Here is a 22,265-nt window from a genome sequence, read left to right as displayed (position 1 = left end):
TTCAGGCAGGCAAGTCGGACAGTTCCAGCTCCGAAAACCCCGCCCGGCGCCGCGCTTCCAGGTTGAACGGGCCGCGCAGGGTGGGCGCTTCGTAGCGCAACGCCAGCTCGGCATAGGTGGCGCGCAATTCCAGCCCCCGCTGATCGCACAGGTAGCCGTACCAGCGGTTGCCGATCTCGACGTGCCCCACTTCATCGCGCAGGATGATGTCGAGGATGGCGGCGGCGGCCATGTCGCCCGCCTGCGCCAGCTTGGCGCGCAGCGGCGGAATCGCGTCCAGGCCCCGTGCTTCCAGGGTCCGCGGCACCAGCGCCATGCGCGCCAGCACGTCGCCGCGCGTCTTGTCGACCATTTCCCACAGGCTGTCGTGGCCGGGAAAGTCGCCATACGTGTGGCCCAGCACCTGCAGGTGCGCCTGCAGCATGGCGAAATGCGTCGCTTCCTCTTTCGCCACGCGCAGCCAGTCCGTGTAGTACTCGGCCGGCAAATCAGGGAAGCGCCACAAGGCGTCGAGTGCCAGGTTCATCGCATTGAATTCGATGTGCGCCAAAGCGTGAACGAGCATGGCGCGTCCTTCCGGCGTGATCATCGAGCGCCGTCCCACCAGGCGCGGCGGCACCAGTTCCGGACGCGCGGGCCGGCCCGGCACGGCGCCGGATGGCGCCAGCGGCGCCTTGACGTCCAGCGCCAGCCCGGCTGCGGCCATGGCCGCCACCATCGCCACCTTCGTCGCCGGGTCCGGTTCGAGCAGGCAAGCGAGCGCAAACGTGCGCAATTCCGCTGGCGCGGTGGAGGTCGATGGGGGCAGTGGCATGGCGGTTCTTCCGGGCAGGTTCTTCAACAAGGCGCGCAGTGTATCAAATTGCCTGCCCCACGAGCCAGTCGGACAGCGCCTGCACTCTGGCTGGCAGCGGTGTGCGCGCGGCGTGCACGAGGTAATACGCCTGCGGGCTGGCCAAGTTGAATCCGCCAAACGGCAGGATCAGCTGGCCGCTGACCAGCCACGGCTGCACCAGCTGGCGCCGGCCCATGGCCACGCCCGCGTGGTGGATGGCCGCCTGCGCGCACAGGTCGGCGCGGTCGAAGCGCAGGCTGCGCGCGGGCAAGTTCACGCCGGATGCCTGCCCGTCCAGCCACAGGCGCCACTCGGCATCGGGCGCGCAGGCGGGCCAGGCCAGGGTGTCGTGCAGCACCGTCGCGCCAGGCAAGTTGTGTGGCGCATCGAGCAAGCCGTGCTCGCGCGCATACTGCGGGCTGCAGACGGGCGCCAGCCATTCATCCATCAGCTTGCGCGATACGAGGCCGGGAAAGTGGCCGTCGCCATAGTGCAAGGCCAGGTCGACCTGGCCGGCGCGAAAGTCGACGGCGTCATTGCCCACACGCAAGTCGATCGACACGTCCGGATACTGTGCAGCGAAGCCCGCCAGGCGCCGCACCAGCCAGCATTGCGCGACCGACGGGCGCGCATGCACGGTGACGCTGCCCGCCAGCGCATCGCCGCCGGCAAGGGCCGCATGCAGGCTGTCCCAGCCCGTTTGCAGGGCCGCGAAGATGCGCTCGCCGTCTTGCGTCAGTCTGACCTGGCGCGTCAGGCGTTCGAACAAGCGCAGACCCAGCCCCGCTTCCAGCCGCGCGATGCGGTGGCTGACGGCGCTGGGCGTGAGCGCCAGTTCCTGCGCGGCCAGCGCGAAACTGGCATGGCGCGCCGCCACGAGAAAGGTGTGCAGGTTGGCGAACTGGCTGGCCGTGAGCGTGACCCCAAGCGTGGCCCTGATCGGCGCGCCGGCCGGCATCAAGCGGCTCCGGCCGCCAGCAAGGCGCGGCCGCGCGCCACGTAGGCGGTCATCTCCTGCTCCGGCACCATGCTGCCGCCCGTGCCCCACACCAGATGCGTGGCCGTTTCCAGGTGCTGCTGGTATTGCGGCGCGGCCAGGACGGGCTGGATGCCGGCGAAACCGGCCACGGCGGACGGTTCCAAACGCAAGCCTTGCGTTTGCTCAAGCGTCGCCAGCAAGCGGTACAGTCCTTCATCGCTGACGGTGGCGTAGCCGTCGATCAGCCGCTGCATGGCGCGTCCGACGAAACCGGACGGGCGTCCCACGGCCAGGCCATCGGCGGCCGTGACATTGTCGATACCGATTTCCTGCACGCTGATTCCCTCGTGCAAGCCCGTGTGCACGCCCAGCAGCATGCACGGCGAGTGGGTCGGTTCGACGAAGACGCAGTGAACGGCATCGCCAAAGGCCAGTTTCAAGCCGAAGGCCACCCCGCCGGGGCCGCCGCCCACGCCGCACGGCAAGTACACGAACAGGGGGTGGGCCGCATCGACCGCGACGCCGCTTGCGGCGAACTGGGCTTTCAGGCGCTGGCCCGCCACCGCGTAGCCGAGAAACAGGTCGTGCGAGTTTTCATCGTCGACGAAGTGGCAGGTCGGGTCGTTCTCCGCCTGCCTGCGCCCCGCTTCCACGGCCACGCTGTAGTCGGTCGCGTATTCGACGACGGTGACGCCGTGGCTGCGCAACTTGTCCTTCTTCCATTGCCGCGCGTCGGCGGACATGTGCACGGTGGCGCGAAAGCCCAGGCGCGCGCTCATGATGCCGATCGACAAGCCCAGATTGCCCGTGGAGCCGACGGCGATCGCATACTGGCCAAAGAAGGCGCGCACGGCGTCGCTGGCCAGCACGCCGTAATCATCGCCCTCCTTCAGCAAGCCGGCGTCGAGCGCCAGCATTTCCGCATGCTTCAGCACTTCATAGATGCCGCCGCGCGCCTTGATGGAACCGGAAATGGGCAAATGGCTATCCTGCTTGAGCCATAGCTGACCGCTCGTCATGCCTGACGCCAAACCCAGCGCCGCCTGCATGGCGGGCAGCGGCACGACGGGCGACTCGATGACGCCGCCGCTGGCCTGCGTTTCCGGAAACGCCTTGGCCAGATATGGCGCAAAGCGCGCCAGGCGCGCGCTGGCCTGCGCCACATCGTCCGCCGTCAAGCCCACGTCGTGCAAGGCCTCGGCCGCCGGCGCAATGCGGGGATTGAACCAGCTCAAGGGCTGCAAGGCCATCAGTTCTGTAATCAGGGGAAATTTTTCGCACAGCGCGGCGATGGCGGAAGTGGGCAACATGGCAACCTCGTGAAGGAACAAGCCATGATTAGACCGCATCCGGGCGCTGCTGGCAAAGGATGGTTGATCAGCCAACAGGTGACGGGAGGTCACCTGTGATGCCGCAACAGAAAAACAAGGCTATTTTCCAGGAGCAAGCGCCCTGGATTTTCTGCTGCTCAAGAACGATGCAATAAACACGGCTGGAAAACAGGCCAGCCACAGATAGCATCCGGCGCCGAATCCCAGCACCGCGTAAGAACCATTATCACTAGGAATTTCTTTAATGCCAAAGGTGGTCAGTGCCAGCACAAAGCCAAAAAAAACGGCCAGCATCGCGGCACTGGGCTTCTCTTTCGAAAAATACATGGCAAAAATAAGCAGCGGATTGGCAAACCAGGCAAAACTGCCGGCCAGCGGCCCTAGCCAGCCGAGCAATAACACGCCCCCGCCCAGCAAGACTTCGTGGGAGTCCACGATTGCCGTTAAAAACAGGGATGCCACATATGCAACAACGCTCAGGGACAGCACGATGGCGGTGGCATCTTCGCCGAGTATTTTTTGATATTTCACAGGTTTCCGATGGCACGAACGGGAGTAGCAGGACGACGATGAATTAACCAGGAAAAGTAATCCCCTTACGGCTTTAGCGGCACGGCACCCACTTCCGACCACCCCCGCAAGCCTCGCCATCGCCCGCCTGTGCGGCAAACGCCGAAAACCGGACGCCATGCAGCATAACAAATTACCAAGAAGAAACATGCGCACATTGTCACAAGCACCTGGCCAGCGCCGATGCGGCGCATACGGCAGACGCCTTCCCCTCCCGCGTCGGCAACGGGAAGGCGCCATTGCTGTTAGAACTTCAGCTGCAGCCCCAGATCAATCGACCGGCCCTCGGCCGGCAAGGCTTGCAGCGCGCCGCCGTTCGCCTTCAAGCCCGACAGGTACACGCCGCCCAGCGGGTCCGCGTAGGCGCGGTTGAACAGGTTACTCACGCCCGCGCTCAGGCTCGCCATCTTGCCCAGCGCCACGCTGCTGCGCAGGTTGACGAGGGCATAGCCGCCCGTTTCCGGTTCGAAGCGGCGCGCATCGACCTTGTCCTTGCGGGCCACGATCTTCGTTTCGATGCGGTTGCTCCAGGCGCCCAGCTTGTGCTCGACGGCCAGCAAGGCGTTGAACGGTATCATGCGGTACAGGTCGCCGCCATCGCTGCGCTTGCCCCGCGTATAAGCGGCATTGCCCGTCGCCATGAAACGGCCCCAGCGGGCACTGCTGGCCAGCGGCAGTTGCCACGCCACATTGGCGCCGTACAGCTTGGCGTCGTGGTTGGCAAAGCGCAGCAAGTTGCCATTCGCGCCCATTTTCATGTACGGATGGAAAGACGCCAGCACGTCGACATCGATGTAATTGTCGACCTTGCTGTAATAGGGGTTGACGCGCACGAACCAGCCCTCCTCGCCACCGCCATGCCAGTCGGCCGTCAATGCTGCCGTGTAAGCCGTCTCCGGCTTGAGGTCGATATTGCCCACATAGCCATTGCCATCGCCAAACCAGTTGGTCATGGTCATGGCCATCGAACCGCGGCCCCAGGAATAACGCTCGTACAGATTGGGCGAGCGTACCTTGCGCGCCAGCGCGAATTCATAGCTGCTGGCCGCATCGGGCGTGAAGGTGGCTTGCGCCGAGGCATCGATATTCGTGTCGCGCTGGCTGCGGCTGCGCGCATTGAAAGCCTTCGCGGCCATCAGGTCCGGCATGTTCATCATGTTGGTGCCGTACGATTGCACGTCGCCCGTGTCCATGCGCACGGATTCGCCGCGCACGCCCAGCACGCTGGTCCAGCGCGCATCGTGGCGCGTTTCCAGTTCGCCAAACAGCACGGTGCGGTCGCGCTTGCCGTCATTGATGTTCAGGTAGGTGCGCGGACCCATCATCATGGAGCCGGGCACGGCCGGCCAGTAGTCGTCGAGGCGGAAGCCGTGCCACTCCTGGCCCAGGCGCAACTCGCCGGCAGCCGTCGGCAAGCTGGCCATCAGCGCATAGCCCGTGTTGCGTCCATGCGTAAGCATCGGCATCGAGCCCTTGCGCTCGCTGCTGAAGAAGCCCATCTCATGGTCCGTCTGCTGCCAGTAGGCGCGCGCGTCCAGCACGCCCCAGCCGAATTCGCCCTTGTAAGCGAGATTGGCGAACTGGCCGTGGTTGTCCGTCATGTCCATGTACTGGTTGGGAAAACCCTGGTACGGGATGTGCTGCACGCCGGCGCGCAGGGTCAGCTGCTGGCCCTGGCCTTTCGCCGCCAGCACGATGGACTGGTTGATGCTCTCGAACATGCTGGCCAGCACCGTGTTGCCACGGCCGTCTTCATAGCTGTGGCCGCGCGTGTAAGCGCCGCTGTAGCCGACGCTCAAGGTGTCGCTGGCGGCCGACGCATTCACGCTGGTCGCCACGCTGTTGTTGACGCTGCGTCCCGAGACGGCAAAGCTGCCTTGCGTCAGCAAGCCTGCGCCGGGCCGGGCGAACACGGGCGCGTTCGACTGCACCTCGATGGTGCCGGCGATGCTGTCGCCGCCCGCGCTGACGGGCGTCACGCCCGCGATCAGGCGGATGCGCTGCACTTGTTGCGGATCAATGTAGGACAGCGGCGCATTCATATGATTGGCACAGGCGGACGTCAGTTCCATGCCGTCGATGCGGATCTTGATACGGTCATCCGCGAAACCATTGACTACCGGCAAGCCGGACACGCCGCCTCCGGCCGCCACGCTGTAGCCGGGGGTGCTCGACAGCATCAACGCCGTGTCGGCGGCAGGACGGTAGCCGTCGCCTATGGCCGTGACGATGACTTTCATTTCGGGCAACACGGTGGTGCCGGCTTCGGTACGCGTTTGCGCCACGGCAGGCATGGCGATGGCGAGGGAAATCAATAACGGTAAATGTTTCATGGTGCTGCTTTCATTTTCTGTATGGGCAAGACGAACAGGCGCCAGCGCACGAGGGGTGCGAGGCAAGGCCGTTCAGGGAAAGGACAGATCAGAAAGCGGCGGGCGGGCCACGGGGCTGGACGGGCGTCCAGGCGAACAGGGGCGTGGCGGATTGGTAGAACAACTCGGGCAGCAAGCCCGTGATCAGTTCGCCGGAAGCGAGCACGAGGGAGGTGGGCGGTATCGCCAGGGTGTCGGCATGCATGCTGCAGCACGGGCAATCGCCCATGCGCATGCCGCCCTTGGCGGGATCGGGCGTGTCCGTGGACAATTTCACGGGCAGCATGTTCATGCCGCCCGCCACCGAGCAAATCTCGAAGCTGGGGACGGCCTGGCCGCTGGCGACCGTGAACGCGCGCGACAAGGTGGGGGCGAGCGCTGCCATGAGGATGGCGAGGCACGCGATCCACAGGACGACGACGGCGCGGCCTTGGCGAATAAACATGGCGGCATTATAGCGGCCGCCCTGCCCTGCAGCCAGCCATGTGGTCAAAGAAACTTTACAAAGCGTCCAGTTTCTTGATCTCGGCCTGCAAGTCCTGTTCGCTGAGCGGCAAGTAACCCTCTTCGCTATCTTGCTGGGCCAGAATGATGGCTTGTCCCTGCGGCGACAGGGCCAGCTGCAAGTACGCTTTCACCAGCGGATCGAGCCCCTTCCCCGGCGCGCGGTTCACGTACAGCTGCACGGGCATGGTCAGCGGGTAATTGCCGGCGCGCACGGTGGCCTTGTCGGGACCGTAGTATGGCGCGCCCTTGGCCGCCGCCAGCGGCAGCACGCGCACCTGGTCCGAGATGGGCGCCGCATTGACCCAGCCCAGCACGGCGATGCCATAGCGGTCGGCGGCCACGGCGCGGATCACGGCTTCGCGCGAGGCCAGCGCCTCGTACCTGGCGGCAAACGGACGCTTGCCGAAACGCGCATGGCGCAAGCCCGTGGCGAAGCCGCCATCGTCGCGCAAGCCGTAGGCGTGGATGCGGCGCGGCGCCCAATCCCCTGTCGCGCCCAGCTGCGACCACAGGTTGGCGTCGCCTCCCGGTGCGCCTGCCGTGAATACCTGGCCCAGCTGTTCCATCGTCAAGCCCGCCAAGGGGTTGTCGCGGTGCACGTACACGGCGGGCGGCGTCTTGGCCGGCGGACGGGGACCGTGGCCGTTGTAGCCGATGCGCACGGGAGTGGCGTCGTAACCGAAGACTTGCCGGAAGGCCGCCTGGTCGCCCGGCCACATGTCGCGCGTCAGCGGCGCAAACGCCGTGGCGCCCGCCGTCAGCGCGGGCATGCCGGCCGACGAGCCTTCCATGTGCAGGCTGAAGCGCACCTGCGGATGCTGGCGCGTAAACAGCGCGTTCAACTGCGTCATCACTTCTTCCAGGCCATCATTGCCGACGATGGCCACCGTGCCGTCACGGTTCACATAGGTTTGCGCGGGATCAACGGCCAGGGGCGCGGCCTGCACGGCGGACACCAGCACGCAGCAAGCGGCCAGTGCGGTCTTGTTCAACGGCGTCATTCGAGTTTCTCCAGTTCAGCCCTGGTTTGCGCGGCCGTCAGGGGCAGATAGCCGCCCGGCTGCGCGGCGATGATGGCCTGTCCTTCGCGCGACAGCACCAGGCGCAGGTATTCCTTTGCCAGCGGATCGACGGCCTGGCCCGGCAAGCGGCGCACGTACAGGTACACGTAGCGGCCGTACGGATAGCGTTGCGCCACCACTTCCTCGTCCGTGCCCGTCGTCGCCCGGCCATCCGCGCCCACGATGGCCACCTGGCGCAGCTGCGGGTGCTGCACAGCTAGCGCGGCCACGCCGATGCCGGCCGGGTCTTGCGCGATGCGGCCCGTGATGGCGGCCGTGTTGCCCAGCTCTTCGTGATTGAGTGCCAGCGCCCTGCCCTGGAAATGTTCACGCTGCAAGTAGTCGCCAAAGCCCGTGTACGCGGCCGTGCCGTACGGGTGAATCGCGCGCTCGCGCCATTCGCCGCTCAAGCCCAGCTGTCCCCAGCGGCTGAAGTCGCCGCCTGGATTGCCGACAGATAAAATTTGCGATACTTGCGCCGCCGTCAGCCGCGTCAAGGGATTGGCGCGGTTCACGTACACGGCCAGGGACGTGGCCAGGTGCTCGCCCGGCGTGGACGCCGTGTGCGCGATGCGGATTTCCAGCGCGTCGCGCCCCACGATCTTGCGGTATGGCACCAGCTCGATGGGATTGATGGCGCGGCCCATGGCGCCGAACAACAGCTTGTCGTGCATCAATAGCGGCACGGCGCTGCTGGTGCCCTTGCCGTCAAACCCCAGGACGATGCCCGGGTGGCTGGCCGCAAACAGGGCATTCCACTGGCCAACGACGGAAGCCACGTGTTCGGCGCCGCCTATCATGGCCGCGCCCGTCTTGCGGTCCAGGTAACCGGCCGTGGCCGGCACCTTGACGGGCTGCGGCACGTAGGCGGGCAAGGCGGGGTCGAGTGCGGCTGCGCCCGCTGCCGATGCGGACATGGCCAGCATCAGCGCCGCCAGCGGCAAGGATGGGCTATTTGCCATCGCTGGCCCAGTCCACGGCCGCGTCGAACAGGCGCAGGCCGGCCGGCGACAGATTCGTGAAGGTTTCATTGTCGAGGAAGAAGCTGACCCGGCGGGCAGGCGCCAGGCTGTCGTAATCCATGGTGGCGCCCTTTTCATAGCCGAAGATGGCAGCTTTTTCCGGTTCGCCATAGATGGTGGCGATGGTCGTCGCGCCCAGGCCAGGCTTGCCCCAGCTCATGGTGGCTTGCTTTTGATAAATATCTACCGTGCCGGCCGGCAAGCCGCCCGCCAGCGCGTGGGGAGCGTTGACCAGCCACACATAGCGCGACTTTTCCACCGTGCCATAGTCCACGCCGGCCCGCTTGCCCGTCATCGACAGGTCGTCATACAAATCGTTTTCCCACGTCAGCACGGGCACCGTGACGTTGCGGTAGGCACCCAGCAAGTCGCGGCCCCGGATGGTCGACGACAGGATCACCAGGTCCTTGCCCTGCGCGCCGGACACGGGCGCGTACTGGCTGTGCAGCGTGACGGCATAGCCGCGCGATTCCAGATGTTCCTTGATTTTCTGGTCAAAAGGCAGGCTCTTGCCTTCCAGGCGCACCACCAGCAGCACCTGCTTGCCAGGTGCGGTCTGCGCCGCCTGCACATGCAAGGTGCCTGCCAGCAGTGCCGCCGCCAGCGCGGCTTTGACGAGACGCATCACAGGTCCACCTTCATGCTCAGCTTGATGGCGCGCGGCGCACCGGACGCCAGACGCGTGCCTGCGCCAGCCCAGTAACGCTTGTCGGCCGCATTTTCCACGTTCAACTGCCAGACGACGGCTTTGTGCATGACCGTGCTGGCATAGCGGGCGCCGGCGCTGAACAAGGTCACACCGCCCAGGAATGCCTGGTTCAGGTCGTTGACGGGACGGGCGCTGTAGTAATACGCGCCGCCATTGACGGACAGGCCAGGCACGGCGTCGAACGCGTAGGCGAGGAAGGCGCTGGCCGTGCGTTTCGACGCGTTTTCCGGCGCCTTGCCGTTGTAGTCGGCGTTGATGTGCTCGAATTTCGGGTCGAGGAACTGGGCCGAGGTTTGCCACGACAGCTGGCGCGTCAGCTTGCCCTGGGTCGACAGTTCCAGGCCGCGGTAGCGCTGTTCGCCATCCGAAGTGAACACATTGCTGCTGTTGGTGTAATAGCCGGGACGCGTGATGTCGAACAGCGCGGCCGACACCAGGGTGCCGCCCGGCGTCAGCCAGCGCGCGCCCAGTTCCTTCTGTTTGCTCACGCCAGGCGCCATCTTGACATTCTGGTTGACGGTGCCCGTCGGGCCCGTCTCGCCCTCTTCCAGGCCCCGCGCCGACGAGGCGTAGAACGAAATCGCCGGCGTCAGCTTGTAGACCAGCGACACCATGGGCGTCGTCTTGCTGACGTCATAGTGGCTGGCGCCCTGGTCGCTTTGATAGCTGGTGCGGCGCACGCCGATGACGCTTTGCCACTGCGGGCTGAAGAGCATGCGGTCGAGCGCATACAGGCCCGTGTCGCGCGTGTCCAGCGCGGCCGTCGTCGGCGAAGTCGGTTTGGGACCGAACACGACATTCGTCACGGGCACGGGGTTGTACAGGTTTTGCGAGGCGATCGTGTAATTGCTCTGGTAAATAGGGTCTTGCGACTTGTCCGTGCGCGAGGCGCCCAGGGTCAGTTCATGGGCAATGAAACCCGTATTGAAAGTGCCGGCCAGTTCCGCGCGCAGCAAGTCCGACGCCGTCACGTGATGCTGCATATTGCCCGTGATGCGGCCCGCTCCCGTGGCCAGCGCCGCCGCATTGTTCAGGCGGAAAATGGCCAGGCGGCGGTCGCGCGCCGTTTCCGAGTGACCCGCCTCGACCGTCAGGGCCCAGCCATCCGTGATGGCGTAGTCGGCGCGCAATTGCGCATTTTTCGTCTGCGCCTCGAAATTCGACCAGTCGGGGCCGATCAGCTTGCGCGGGTCGACGGCGCGCGGCAAGGTGATCACGCCTTTCACGGCGGCCGGCAAGGCTACGCCCGCCTGCTCCGTCACCCGGCGGCGGTCGTATTCCAGGTCCGCTTTCAGCAGCAGTTTGTTCGTCACGCGCCAGTCCAGCGCCGTGGAAATGAAGCTGCGGTTGCCGTTGCCCACATTATCCAGATAAGAACCCAGGGTGCCGCCAGCGGCGTTGATGCGCACGCCGAATTCCTGCTCCGCGCCAAAGCGGCGGCCGATGTCGATATTCGCCACGGCACTGCCACGGTCATCGAGGCTCAGGCCCATGCTCGTGACGGGCTTGCTGCCGGCGCGCTTGGTGACGAAGTTGACCACGCCAGCCGGCGAGGTGAAACCGTAATACAGGGCAGAAGCGCCCTTCAGCACTTCCACGCGCTCCTTGTTTTCCATGGGTACTTGCGAAAAGTTCATGATGGGCAACGAGCCATTGAGGCGGTAATTCGTGCGGTTTTCCACGGCGATGCCGCGCACCACCAGTTGATCCCAGGTATCGCCGCCGTTTTGCTGACGCGTCACGCCCGCCGTATTGCGCACGGCGTCATACAGGCCGGACACGGCTTGCTGCTCCAGCAATTCGCGCGTGATCACGTTGACGGTCGATGGCACGTCCATGATGTTGGCGCCACGGAAGCTGCCCGCCTCGGTGGTGGTCGGCACCAGGCCTTGCGCGCGCGCACCCGTCACCTGCACCGCCTGCATGACTTTCTCATCGCCAGCCGTCAAGTCGTCCTGGCCGTTGGCGCCATTGGCGGCGCAGGCCGTGTGGGAAGCGAAAGCCAGCGACAAGGCTGCGGCCACTGGAAGTAGTTGCAAGGAAGGAAAAGCTGCGCGCATATAAACGGGTCTTTCAACAGAGAACAGTGATAGAAGGAAACTTCAAGTTACCGCGCATAATATCCGTAACGAGAATCATTCGCAATAAATAAGTGACAATTCGTGAGAATCAGAGAATTTCATAAGATAAACAGTCCGCCAGGCCGCCTGTTATCACTTGAACACGTTTGGATTTTGCAGACACAGCCGCAAAGAGGCATACTGACAGTCACGGCGTGCAAGATGTGCCGCCCAACAAGATCAAAAGGTAAGTTCGTGAATACAATCGACAACAAAAGCGTGCAGACGAAAACATTTCGCTGGAAACGCTGGCAGCGCTGGGCCGTTGGCACAGGCTGCGCCCTGGCCGCCTACAGCGCGGCCGGCTTCTGGCTGGTGCCCTACGTCATCAAGCACCAGCTGCCCAAATTTGCCGAGAAAGAACTCGCGCGCCAGGCCAGCATCGCCGACGTGCGCTTCAACCCGTTTACCCTGCGCCTGGAAGCGGACCAGGTCGCCTTCAAGGAAGCGGCCGGCGCGGATGGCAAGGGCGGCGCACCGCTGCTGTCCATCGGCGCCCTGGCCGTGCAGCTGGAATGGAAATCCATCGTGCGCCGCGCCTGGAGCCTGGCGGAAATCCGCATCACGGCGCCGCAAGCCCAGCTGACGATCACGCCGGAAGGCAAGTTCAACCTGGCCGAAGTGCTGGCCACCTGGCAACGCAACCATCCGGAAAAAAGCGAAGGCGGCATGCCGCGCCTCGTCATCGCCCACTTTGCGCTGGAACAAGGCAAAGTGGATTGGCACGACCAGAAGGCGGGCTATGCGGACAACTTCACGCCCATTAACTTTACGCTCGACAATATTTCGACCCTGCCCGACGCCAACGGCAGCTACAGCCTCAGCGCAGACGCGGCGCGCGGCGGCAAGCTGCACTGGCGCGGCACGGCCTCGCTCAGCCCGATCCGGGGTGAAGGCGAACTGATACTGAACGACGCTTCCCTGCCCGGCCTGGCCGCGTATCTGAAAGCCTATACGCGCGCCACGGTCACGAGCGGACAATTGTCGGCGCGCCTGCCCTACGCCTTTTCCTATGCGGACGGCAAGCTGGAAGCGAGCGTCAAAGGCGCGGGCCTGGCCCTGCACGACTTGGCGCTGGTGCGCGACGGCAAGGGAGAAGCATTTACTTCGCTCAATACTTTGGGCGTCGCCGGCGTGAACGTGGACCTGGCGCGCCAGAGCGTCACCGTGGATAAAATCAACTTGTATGGCGGCAAGGTGGCCGTACGCCGCGACAGCAAGGGCGAGATCGACGTGGCGAACCTGATGCTGCAGGGTAATCCCGCGCCTACCGCCACCGCGCCAGCCGCACCAGCCAAGCCTGGCAAATGGAAGGTGGACTTGAAACAGCTGGCGCTGGCCAATGTGGACGTGTCCGCCATCGATGAAACCGTCTCGCCAGCCTTGCAGCTGAGCGCGAAACAATTGCAACTGCAGCTGCAACTGGGCTTGCAGCAAAGTCCAGCGGGCATGGCTACCGTGATCGACGGCGCGAGCTTCAGCCTGGCCGACCTCGCCATGCAGCGGGGCGCGCAAACGCCGTTCAAGCTGGCCCAATTGGGCTTTACGGAAGGCAAGATCGACCTGGCGGCGCATGCCGTGCACCTGGGCGCCGTGACGGCCAGCGGCGCGCAGATCGACCTGGCGCGCAACCGCCAGGGCGAATTTGCGATTGCGCAAAAGCTGCCCGTGTTTGCCTCCGGCAAAACCGACCCGGCCAAGGATGCGCCATCCGCGCCGTGGTCCACCAAAGTAGACAAGGTAGAGCTGAGCAAGTTCGGCGCCCGTTTCGATGATGCGGGCACGGGTATCAAGGGTAATCTGCAGGATGCCAGATTGTCCCTGCACAACGTCAGCAACGATATGCAGCAGGCGCTGCCGTTCGAGCTGGGCGTGGGCCTGCGCGAAGGCGGCGTGCTCACTGCCAACGGCAAGTTCGTGCCGGGCACGGGCGCCGTCGATGCGCAATTGAATTTGAAACAGCTGACCCTGGCCCCCGTGCAACCCTTGCTGGCGCAACATCTGAAACTGAAGCTGGCGGGCGGCTCGCTCTCCGGCAGCGGCCGCCTGACGACGGGCGGCGGCGCGCCGAAAGCGCCGAAAGTACGCTATGTGGGCGGCGTGGACATCGCCGGCCTCGTGCTCAATGAAACGGATGGCAAGCGCTTTGCCTCGTGGAAAAGCGTGCGCGCCGACAAGCTGACGGCCAGCGTGGGCCCCGATTTTGTCGACATCCCCGAATTGCGCGTGGTCGAACCGAACGCCCAGCTGATCATCGAAAACGACCGCAGCCTGAACGCGCAGCGCTTGCTGGTGAAAGCGCCGGAACCGGCCGCGCCCGCACCCGCGGCGTCGGCCACCGCCACGCCGGCCGCCGATGCCGCCTTCCCCGTGCGCGTGCGCCGCGTGCGCCTGCAGAATGCCAAGCTGGACTTTGCCGACCTGAGCTTGCGGCCCCAGTTCGCCGCGAAGATATATGAATTGAATGGCGTCGTCACGGGCCTGTCGACGAAGCGCGATGCGCGCAGCCAGATCGAACTCGACGGCCGCATCGACGAATTCGGCCTGGCCCGCGTGCGTGGTCAATTAAATCCGTTCGCCCCGACCGACAATACGGACTTGAACGTGGTGTTCAAGAACGTCGACATGGTGTCCGCTTCGCCGTACACGATGAAGTTCGCCGGCTACAAAGTGGCTGAAGGCAAGATTTCGCTGGACTTGCAATACAAGGTGCGCAACCGCCAGCTGGACGGCACCAACCAGATCGTGCTCGACAAGCTGACCCTGGGCGAGCGCATCGACAGCCCGGACGCCTTGAAACTGCCGTTGGAACTGGCGCTGGCCATCCTCAAGGATAGCGACGGGCGCATCGACCTGGGCTTGCCCGTGTCGGGCGACATGAACGACCCGCAATTCAGCTATGGCGCCCTGATCTGGAAAGCCGTGGGCAATGTGCTGACGAAAATCGTCACGGCGCCGTTCCGCGCGCTGGGCAACTTGCTGGGCATCAGCGCCGACAAGCTCGAAGCCATCGATTTCGATGCGGGCAGCGCCGTGCTGCTGCCGCCGGAACGGGAAAAGCTCAAGCAGGTGGCACAAATCCTCGCCAAGCGCGAACAGCTGAAGCTGGCCGTGCCGGGCCAGTACAGCGACACGGATGCGGCCGCCCTGCGCGCCCAGGCCGTGCGCCGCGCCGTCGCCGCCAAGGCCGGCATCAAGCTGGAAGCGGGCGAGGAACCGGGACCGTTGAACCTGGGCGAACGCAAGATACGGGGCGCCCTGCGCGACCTGTACGGCGAACGCTTCGGCAAGGCTGAGCTGGACAAGCAGAAAAAGGCGGCGGAATCGGCCGTACCAGCCACAGCGGCGGCAGCCTCCGCTCCGGCGGCGGCCAAGATCCCCGTCTTGCAACGCCTGGGCAAACTGATCGAGGGCGAGCCGCAAGTGGCCGATACGGGCGCCTTCTATAACGGCTTGCGCGAGCAACTGGAAGCCAAACAGCCCCTGCCTGCCGACGCCTTGAGCAAGCTGGGCGCCCAGCGCAGCGCAGCCATCCTGGCGGCCCTGCAGCAGGACGGCACGCCGGCGGCCAGGGTCAGCGCGGGCGTGCCGGAAAAAACGGATGCCGCGCCGGGCAAGCTGGTGGGATTGAAGCTGGGACTGGCCACGCAATAAGACACGGAGATAATCTGACGCATGAAAAACCTCGACAAGGTAACGCCCTATGCATCGTCTGTTATACAGGGCGACTTGTGTACCATGACAACGCTCGTCGCTGAAACACAGGTATCGGCAAAAGACAGCATTGCATTTGCTGAAAAGACGCTGCTGGCGAACTATGTATACGGGAAAAATGGCACGTACAAGCTGATTTATACGGTGGTCGGGATTGATGGCAATATCGACAACTACATCGAGGATGACGGCATCTTGCCGACACTGTTCCTGAGTCCGGATCAGGAAAACTATGTGTCCGTCATCCCCTATCATCCTGACAAGGAACTGGAAATCAGCATTCCCATCTTTGATCGTGAAGACGTGGAAATACCGAAGGGCAGCCGTCCATTTACAGGAACCTTCATTGGAACAACGGAAACCTGTTCGATATTTCACGATGTGGATTTCTACGCCAACAAACCTGACAAAATATTGGCCATCGAATTTATCAATGGAAAACTAAAAAAGAAAAACAATATCAAGATCCCATTGCCCGCAAATAACAGAATCAGCATTGCCAACAAGGCGATTCATTTGCTGGCCAATGAAGACAGCCTGCTGCTGCACCGGGAGCTTGATGAAAAAGGCAATGTGATTCGCCATCGCGAAATCGACTCGGATGGCGTCTATGGTTTGCAGATATTAAGCGCTTCCTTCGATGGGAATTCTTATCTGCTGGCGCAGGAAAAAGACAAGCTCGTTATCCAGAAAATAGATGAGAATGGTGCAAGTGCCGTCATTGAATTGGTGGATTTTGCTGACCCATTGTTCAACACATGGCAACCGGTCAACATCGCCGACGACACTTTCATCACCCGCTTCAATAGCGAGTTTGGAAATGGCTGGCTGACCACGAAAAATGATCAGTTATTGGAAATCTTCTATAGCAAAGATGAGCAAGGCTACAGGAACTTGCTGACCAACGAGCTTTTGTCTATACCCCGTGACAACTTGATCATTTCAAGCATCAACAAGACGAGCGATCGTGCTTATGCGGTAGTGCTCTACCCGATGGCAGACGATAACGCGGGCAATGCCGAACTGATCGTCTTGAATCGCCGCTTGCAATAAGGTCGAACGCTTCAATGGCAGCGCATCCGCGGCATGGCCGGTCCATGCCGCGGATGCGTAGCGCTTACTTCGCTTTCCCCGCCTCCTTCACCGCCTCGTCCGGCAAGGCAAACGCCACCAGGCTGTCGCCCATCTTCGTGCCCAGCGAACCGTGGCCGCCGGCCATCACCACCACATATTGCTTGCCCGTCTTGTCGGAGACATAACTCATCGGCGTAGCCTGGCCGCCGGCCGGCAGCCGGGCTTTCCATACGGTCTTGCCGTTGCGCACGTCGTAGCCGCGGATGTAGTAGTCGAGCGTGCTGCTGAGGAAAGCCACGCCGCCGCCCGTGGTGCTGATGCCGCCCAGGCTGGGCACGCCCAGCGGCAAGGCGATGGGCACGGGAGCGCTGTCGCGCGTGGTGCCGTTCTTGTGCATCCACACTTTTTTCATGGTGCGCAAGTCGACGGCGGCGATATAGCCCCAGGGCGGCGCCTGGCATGGGAAGCCCAGCGGCGACAGGAAGGGCTTGATTTCCACGGCGAATGGCACGCCCGTCTGCGGCTGCAAGCCCATTTCCGTGCCCGTTCCGCCCGGCGCATTGGCTTGCGCGCGCGGCACCAGGCGTTCCAGGAAGCCCATGTAGTCGGGGTTGACCAGCAGCAGCTGACGCACGGGATCGACGGCCGCCCCGCCCCACTCGAAGATGCCGAGCGGACCGGGCGAGATGATGGCGCCCTTGATCTTGCCTTCGGCCACCGTTTGCGGCGTGAACGGCCCTTCATAGCGGTGCTGGCGGAAGATGATGCGGCACGCCAGCTGGTCGAACGGCGTCGTGCCCCACATATCCGTTTCGCTGATGTTTTTCTCGGGCAAGAAAGTGAGGGCCGAGAATGGCTGCGTGGGCGACAGCTTGTCGCCGGGGGCCGCGTTGGCCGTCGGCACGGGTTTTTCCGGCGCCGGCACGACCAGGCTGCCGTCGCGCCGGTCGATCACGTAGATGTCGCCCCGTTTCGTCGTGGCCACCACGGACGGTACCTTGCCTTTCGGCGTGTCGATGTCGACCAGGGTCGGTTGGCCGCCGATATCCATGTCCCAGATGTCGTGGTGCACGGTCTGGTAGACCCAGCGCACCTTGCCCGTCGCCAGGTCGAGCGCGACGATGGCGCTGTTGTATTTCTCGCCATGGGGGTTGCGGTTGCCGCCCCACGTATCGGGCGTTTCGTTGCCCATCGGAATGTAGACCATGCCCAGCTTTTCATCCACGCTGGACACGCCCCAGGAATTCGGCGAATTGTTGGTGTAGGTTTTCCCCTCGGCAATCGGCGCCGTGTCGTCCGGGTTCGAGGCATCCCAGTTCCACATCAGCTTGCCCGTGACGGGGTCGTAGCCGCGGATCACGCCAGACGGCTCCTCGGTGGAAAAATTGTCGGTCACGCTGGCGGCCATCACCACCACATTTTGCGCCACGGCCGGCGGCGACGTCGGCATCAGGAAGCCCCGCTTCTTCATGCCCATGCCGTGGTACAGGCCGATGACGCCATTTTCGCCAAAGCTCTTGCACGCTTCGCCCGTATCGGCATTGACGGCGATCAAGGTCGCATCCATGGTGGGCGCGAAGATGCGGCGCGGGCATTCCATGCCGGCCGCTTCCGGCGCCGGGCTGTCCTTGGCGCGGCCCGCGTTGACGTCCCAGTAGGCGACGCCGCGGCAAATCATGTGCTGGTAGCTGGACGCGTCGCGGTTGATCTTCGGATCGTGGCGCCAGAGCTCCTTGCCCGTGTCCGGGTCCAGCGCGATGACGATGTTATGCGGCGTGCACAGGTACAGCATGCCGTTCACTTTCAGCGGCGTGACTTCGTTGGCGATCTCGCCCGGATCCGTCGGCCCCTTGAAGTCGCCCGTGTTGTAGACCCACGCCTGTTTCAGCTGCGCCGCGTTGGCCGGCGTGATCTGCGCGGCCGGCGCATAGCGGTCGCCATAGCCGGAGCGGCCATACGCGGCCCAGTCGTTGGGCGCCACGCCGGGCGCGAAATCGCCTGCGGGCACGGCGGCCATGTTCTCGGCCGGCACTTCGCCATGCAAAGTGTAGTAATCCTGGAACAGCGAGAACACGCCCACGGCAGCCGTCACCACAACGGCCGCCAGCAGTGCGCTCTTGCCCGCGTCGCGCGGCTTTGCGCCCGCGATCAGCGGCGGATCGAGGCGGCGGTCGATGAACGGCAGCAGCAGCCAGACGGCGGCGGCGAACCAGATATCGAGGCGCGGCAGCAATTGCCACCAGTCGAACTTCACTTCGATCACGGACCAGATCAGGGTGCCGAACAGCAGCAGCGCAAGGAAGAGCTGGGCGCTGCGCCGCCTTTTCCACACGAGCGCACCGGCAACTATCATGCCGATACCCGCCACGACGTAATACCAGGAACCGCCGAGGCTGACGAGCCAGGCGCCGCCGCCAACGAGCGCCAGGCCCAGCAAGATAAAGATGACTGCGGTGATGACAAGCAAGGGTCCAGGCCGGGCAGAGGCAGTCATGATGCTCCTTTACAAGAGTCAGTCGGCGGCACGCGCCTGCGCACCGTATTTGATGGCAATCAATGAAATTACATTTTTTCACTAATTGACAAAGCGTGCCACACGCCAGAACGCCCGCCGCGTGCCGTGTGGCTTTTTATACACGACATGCGCGTTCAGCCATCTTCCGCGATGCGATTTTGATGAAAAACATAAATTAAAATAGATAAACAACAAATTTCTCGAATAAAACAAATTTTTGGCGTAAAATGAAAAAACTCATCCAGGCAAAGTATTTTTCTTGAATTTCACTTCATTGGAGCGGCGCCCATCATGACCATCGCTAAACGGCTGTACGTCTTGATCCTTTCCGTCGTCCTGGGACTGGCCGCCCTGGCGGGCTTTGGCATCTACCAGATGGACCGCGTGTACACGGCGGCCAGCTATGCCACCGTCAACACGGTTCCCAGCCTGCTGACCCTGAACCGGGCATTCGTGCCGTTCACGCAGATGCGCACGGCCGTCTGGCAGCACATGGCCAGCAAGGACGCCGCCAGGCGCGACAAGCTGGAAGCGGGCATCAACGAGGCGCGCGCGGCGGTCGGCAAGGCGCTCGACCAGTATGAAAAGGAAAACATTTCAGATGAGCAAGACAAGGCGCTGCTGGCCACGGACCGTGCCGTGCTGCTGCGCTACGACGCCGTGCGCGACAAGGTGCTGGCGCTGTCGAAGGCGGGCGAACTCGACGCCGCACGCGACTTGCTGATGGAAAGCCAGCCCCTGATCAAGGAACTGGTCGACGCCCTCGCCGCCCATCACCGCTACAACGAAACCCTGGCCGCCAGGGGGGCTGCCGACGGCGCCGCGGCCGCGGCCAGCGCGCGCTGGATTTCCTGCAGCCTGGCCCTGGCCGTGACGGCCCTGGTGGCCGGCATGGGCCTGCTGCTGGCGCGGCGCATCGCCGCCTCGCTGGCCGATGCCATCGGCGTGGCCCGCACCATCGCAAGCGGCGACCTCAGCGTGCAGGTCAGCGCCGCCTCGCACGACGAGGTGGGCCAGCTGATGACGGCCCTGGCGGAGATGAGCGGCAGCCTGGTGCGCATCGTGGCCGAAGTGCGTGCCGGCACGGACACCATCGGCACGGCGTCAAGCGAGATCGCGGCGGGCAACCTGGACCTGTCGGCGCGCACGGAGCAGCAGGCCGGCTCGCTGGAAGAAACCGCGTCGGCCATGGAAGAATTGACGGCCACCGTGCGGCAGAATGCGGACAACGCCCGCCAAGCCCGGCAAATGGCCGTCAGCGCCTCGGACCAGGCGCAGCGGGGCGGGCAAGTGATGGGCGACGTGATACGCACCATGCAAGCGATCGACAGCTCGTCCGCCAAGATCGCCGACATCATCGGCGTCATCGACGGCATCGCCTTCCAGACCAATATCCTGGCCCTGAATGCAGCAGTGGAAGCGGCGCGCGCCGGGGAACAGGGACGCGGCTTTGCCGTCGTGGCAAGCGAAGTGCGCAACCTGGCGCACCGTTCGGCGGCGGCCGCCAAGGAAATCAAGGCACTCATCGGCGACTCCGTGCAACAGGTGCAACAAGGCGGCAAGCTGGTCCAGCAGGCCGGCGCGACCATGACGGAAGTGGTCGACACGGTACGCAGCGTCACCGGCATCGTCAGCGAAATCTCGGCCGCCAGCGTGGAGCAAAGCACGGGCATCGAGGAAATCAACCGCGCCATCGCGCAGATGGATGAAGTCACGCAGCAGAATGCGGCCCTGGTCGAGGAAGCGGCGGCGGCATCGCAATCGCTGCAGGAGCAGGCGGCCAAGCTGGCCGACGTGGTGGGCACCTTCAAGCTGGCGCAAGGGCAAGCCGGCGCGGCGCCCCGCGCGCCTGCCGCCCGGCGGCCCGCGCAGCACAAGGCCACGCTCAGGCTGGTCGCCACGCGCCACGCGGGCCAGGCCAGGAACACGGCGCCGGCCGCCGCCGATGCCGGCGATTGGGAAGTATTTTAGGTCCGTCCTCACGCAGGATCACGCGCATCGTCCGCACTGGAGCACCGCCATGAACGCCTTTCTCTCCATCCACCCCTTCCTGCGCTGCGAAGACCTGTCGCTGATGCGCCCGGCGCTGGCGCTGGCAGGCTTGCTGTTGCTGCTGGCCGCCCTGCTCTGGCGCCGCACCCGCTGGCGCCAGGCCGGCCGCGCGCCAGCGGCCGGCGCCAGCACGCCGTCCGACCTGCATCAACTGCTGCAGATGCGCAAAGCGGCCCCGCCGGCCAGGGGGGCTGACAGCGCACCGCCGCCGCAAGCGCCCAGGGCGCCGGGCGCGCCGCCATTCGAACTGGCCCGCCTGGACGCCATGTTCGGCCACGACCGGCGCCTGCAGGGCGAGATTCTGGCCCTGTTCGTGGCCGAGACGCGCGACCGCCTCGCCGGCATCGCCCATGCGCTGCGCTGCGAGCGGTCCGCCCCGGCGCGCGTGCTGGCGCAGGAAATTCTCGACGGCAGCCTGGCCATGGGCCTGCTCCCCTTGCAGGCGCTGGCGCGCCAGGCCGTGCATGCGGGCTTTGCCAACGATATCGGCGCGCTGCGCCGCCTGCATGCGGAACTGCTGATGGCGCTCGACACGCTGTCGCAAGCCGTCACGGCCCTGCAAACGGGCGCGGTGCTGGCAGAGGAGCGCAGCGGCGCAGGCAGCCGGTCATGAGCGCGCAGCGCCGTGGCGCGCCTGCCCGGCCCTGAACCAGCCAGGTTTTTATTGAATTCATCTAATTCGTTAAAATTGATTTTTTGAGCGCGATTGCGTATCATCTCCTTCAACTTCATCCGCGACCAGACAGCACATCATGCACACTGCAGACGTTTGCACTACCCAAAAGGCCGCCGAAATCCTCGGCATCTCGGTGACATCCGTGCAGCAACTGGTCGAGGCCGGCGTGATCGAAGCCTGGAAGACCAAGGGCGGCCACCGGCGCATTCCCCTTGCGGCCGTCGAAGCCTACAAGGGTAATCCCGGCCAGCCGGGCCAGGACCAGCGCGCCGCACGCGCCAACCGCCCCGCCCCGTCGGGCCGCCCGCCGTCCATCCTCGTCATCGAAGACAATCCGATCGAACGGGCGCTGTATGAAAAGCAGATCGGTTCCTGGGGCTTGCAGGCGGACTTGCGCTTTTGCGAAAACGGCTACCAGGCGCTGATGGAAATCGCCCGCGACCAGCCCGACATCCTGTTGGCCGACATCATCATGGAAGGCATCGACGGCTACGAGGTGATCCGCACCATCCTGGCCGACCCGCTGCTGGCGGACATGCACATCGCCATGCTGTCGAGCCTGACGCCGGAGGAACTGCAAGAACGGGGCGGCGTGCCGCCCGGCGTGGTATTTTTTGCCAAGCCCGTCAATTACGACGAACTGCGCGGCTATCTGCGCGCCTGCTGCGCCGGCCATGCGCGGCGCAACAGCCTGGCCGCCTAGCCGGCCACCGCCTTCCCCCCGCCAC

Annotated in this window: 16 protein-coding genes; 5 read left to right on the top strand and 11 right to left on the bottom strand. The window is 64.3% G+C overall.

The genetic code is table 11. The features are described from left to right. Position 1: 1 nt before the first annotated feature. The 10 genes from O3299_RS05585 to O3299_RS05540 all read right to left on the bottom strand — a co-directional run bounded on the left by O3299_RS05585 (position 2) and on the right by O3299_RS05540 (position 11,446). On the bottom strand, positions 2-814 hold the full coding sequence (locus O3299_RS05585) for a ferritin-like domain-containing protein (RefSeq protein WP_305061718.1): 813 nt from the start codon (positions 812-814) through the stop codon (positions 2-4). A 43-nt stretch (positions 815-857) separates the two neighbouring features. Beyond that, positions 858-1,793 (bottom strand): DNA-binding transcriptional regulator DsdC, encoded by a 936-nt coding sequence (gene dsdC / locus O3299_RS05580; RefSeq protein ID WP_305061717.1) that lies wholly within the window; start codon positions 1,791-1,793, stop codon positions 858-860. Further along, positions 1,793-3,124, bottom strand: coding sequence for a D-serine ammonia-lyase (locus tag O3299_RS05575; RefSeq protein WP_305061716.1), 1,332 nt, complete (start codon positions 3,122-3,124; stop codon positions 1,793-1,795). Before O3299_RS05575 ends, dsdC begins: the two co-directional genes overlap by 1 nt. Positions 3,125-3,244: 120 nt before the next feature. After that, a complete protein-coding gene (locus O3299_RS05570) occupies positions 3,245-3,676 on the bottom strand; it encodes a hypothetical protein (RefSeq protein ID WP_305061715.1) in 432 nt (143 codons plus the stop codon). 284 nt (positions 3,677-3,960) lie between these two features. Beyond that, entirely contained in the window at positions 3,961-6,048 is a 2,088-nt protein-coding gene (locus tag O3299_RS05565) for a TonB-dependent receptor (protein WP_305061714.1), read from the bottom strand. 88 nt (positions 6,049-6,136) lie between these two features. Then, entirely contained in the window at positions 6,137-6,532 is a 396-nt protein-coding gene (locus O3299_RS05560) for a DUF2946 domain-containing protein (RefSeq protein ID WP_143451320.1), read from the bottom strand. Between the two features lie 55 nt (positions 6,533-6,587). After that, complete coding sequence (locus O3299_RS05555) at positions 6,588-7,595, bottom strand: PstS family phosphate ABC transporter substrate-binding protein (protein WP_305061713.1); 1,008 nt, start codon at positions 7,593-7,595, stop codon at positions 6,588-6,590. Beyond that, complete coding sequence (locus O3299_RS05550) at positions 7,592-8,617, bottom strand: PstS family phosphate ABC transporter substrate-binding protein (protein ID WP_305061712.1); 1,026 nt, start codon at positions 8,615-8,617, stop codon at positions 7,592-7,594. Before O3299_RS05550 ends, O3299_RS05555 begins: the two co-directional genes overlap by 4 nt. Further along, positions 8,607-9,302, bottom strand: a complete 696-nt coding sequence (locus tag O3299_RS05545; protein WP_305061711.1) for a hypothetical protein — start codon at positions 9,300-9,302, stop codon at positions 8,607-8,609. Before O3299_RS05545 ends, O3299_RS05550 begins: the two co-directional genes overlap by 11 nt. Next, positions 9,302-11,446, bottom strand: coding sequence for a TonB-dependent siderophore receptor (locus O3299_RS05540; RefSeq protein WP_305061710.1), 2,145 nt, complete (start codon positions 11,444-11,446; stop codon positions 9,302-9,304). Before O3299_RS05540 ends, O3299_RS05545 begins: the two co-directional genes overlap by 1 nt. Positions 11,447-11,701: 255 nt before the next feature. Here O3299_RS05540 and O3299_RS05535 point away from each other — a divergent pair, with 255 nt between their 5' ends. Continuing rightward, positions 11,702-15,160, top strand: a complete 3,459-nt coding sequence (locus O3299_RS05535) for a DUF748 domain-containing protein (RefSeq protein ID WP_305061709.1) — start codon at positions 11,702-11,704, stop codon at positions 15,158-15,160. Positions 15,161-15,181: 21 nt separating this feature from the next. Continuing rightward, on the top strand, positions 15,182-16,273 hold the full coding sequence (locus O3299_RS05530) for a hypothetical protein (protein ID WP_305061708.1): 1,092 nt from the start codon (positions 15,182-15,184) through the stop codon (positions 16,271-16,273). Between the two features lie 64 nt (positions 16,274-16,337). Here the strand turns inward: O3299_RS05530 and O3299_RS05525 are convergent, their stop codons facing one another. Beyond that, on the bottom strand, positions 16,338-18,788 hold the full coding sequence (locus O3299_RS05525; protein ID WP_305061707.1) for a membrane-bound PQQ-dependent dehydrogenase, glucose/quinate/shikimate family: 2,451 nt from the start codon (positions 18,786-18,788) through the stop codon (positions 16,338-16,340). Positions 18,789-19,100: 312 nt separating this feature from the next. Here O3299_RS05525 and O3299_RS05520 point away from each other — a divergent pair, with 312 nt between their 5' ends. The 3 genes from O3299_RS05520 (at position 19,101) to O3299_RS05510 (ending at position 22,240) form a co-directional block, all read left to right on the top strand. Then, the gene (locus O3299_RS05520; RefSeq protein ID WP_305061706.1) at positions 19,101-20,780 is read left to right on the top strand and encodes a methyl-accepting chemotaxis protein; all 1,680 of its coding nucleotides are present in this window, start codon (positions 19,101-19,103) and stop codon (positions 20,778-20,780) included. Between the two features lie 49 nt (positions 20,781-20,829). Further along, positions 20,830-21,474: a hypothetical protein gene (locus O3299_RS05515; protein ID WP_305061705.1), complete on the top strand. Its 645-nt coding sequence runs from the start codon at positions 20,830-20,832 to the stop codon at positions 21,472-21,474. Positions 21,475-21,613: 139 nt separating this feature from the next. Beyond that, complete coding sequence (locus tag O3299_RS05510; protein ID WP_251348981.1) at positions 21,614-22,240, top strand: response regulator; 627 nt, start codon at positions 21,614-21,616, stop codon at positions 22,238-22,240. The last annotated feature ends 25 nt before the right edge of the window (positions 22,241-22,265 follow it).

The organism is Janthinobacterium sp. SUN176, from assembly GCF_030587335.1.
In the GTDB taxonomy this organism is placed as follows: domain Bacteria; phylum Pseudomonadota; class Gammaproteobacteria; order Burkholderiales; family Burkholderiaceae_D; genus Janthinobacterium; species Janthinobacterium kumbetense.
This window is presented reverse-complemented; position numbering and strand designations above follow the sequence as displayed.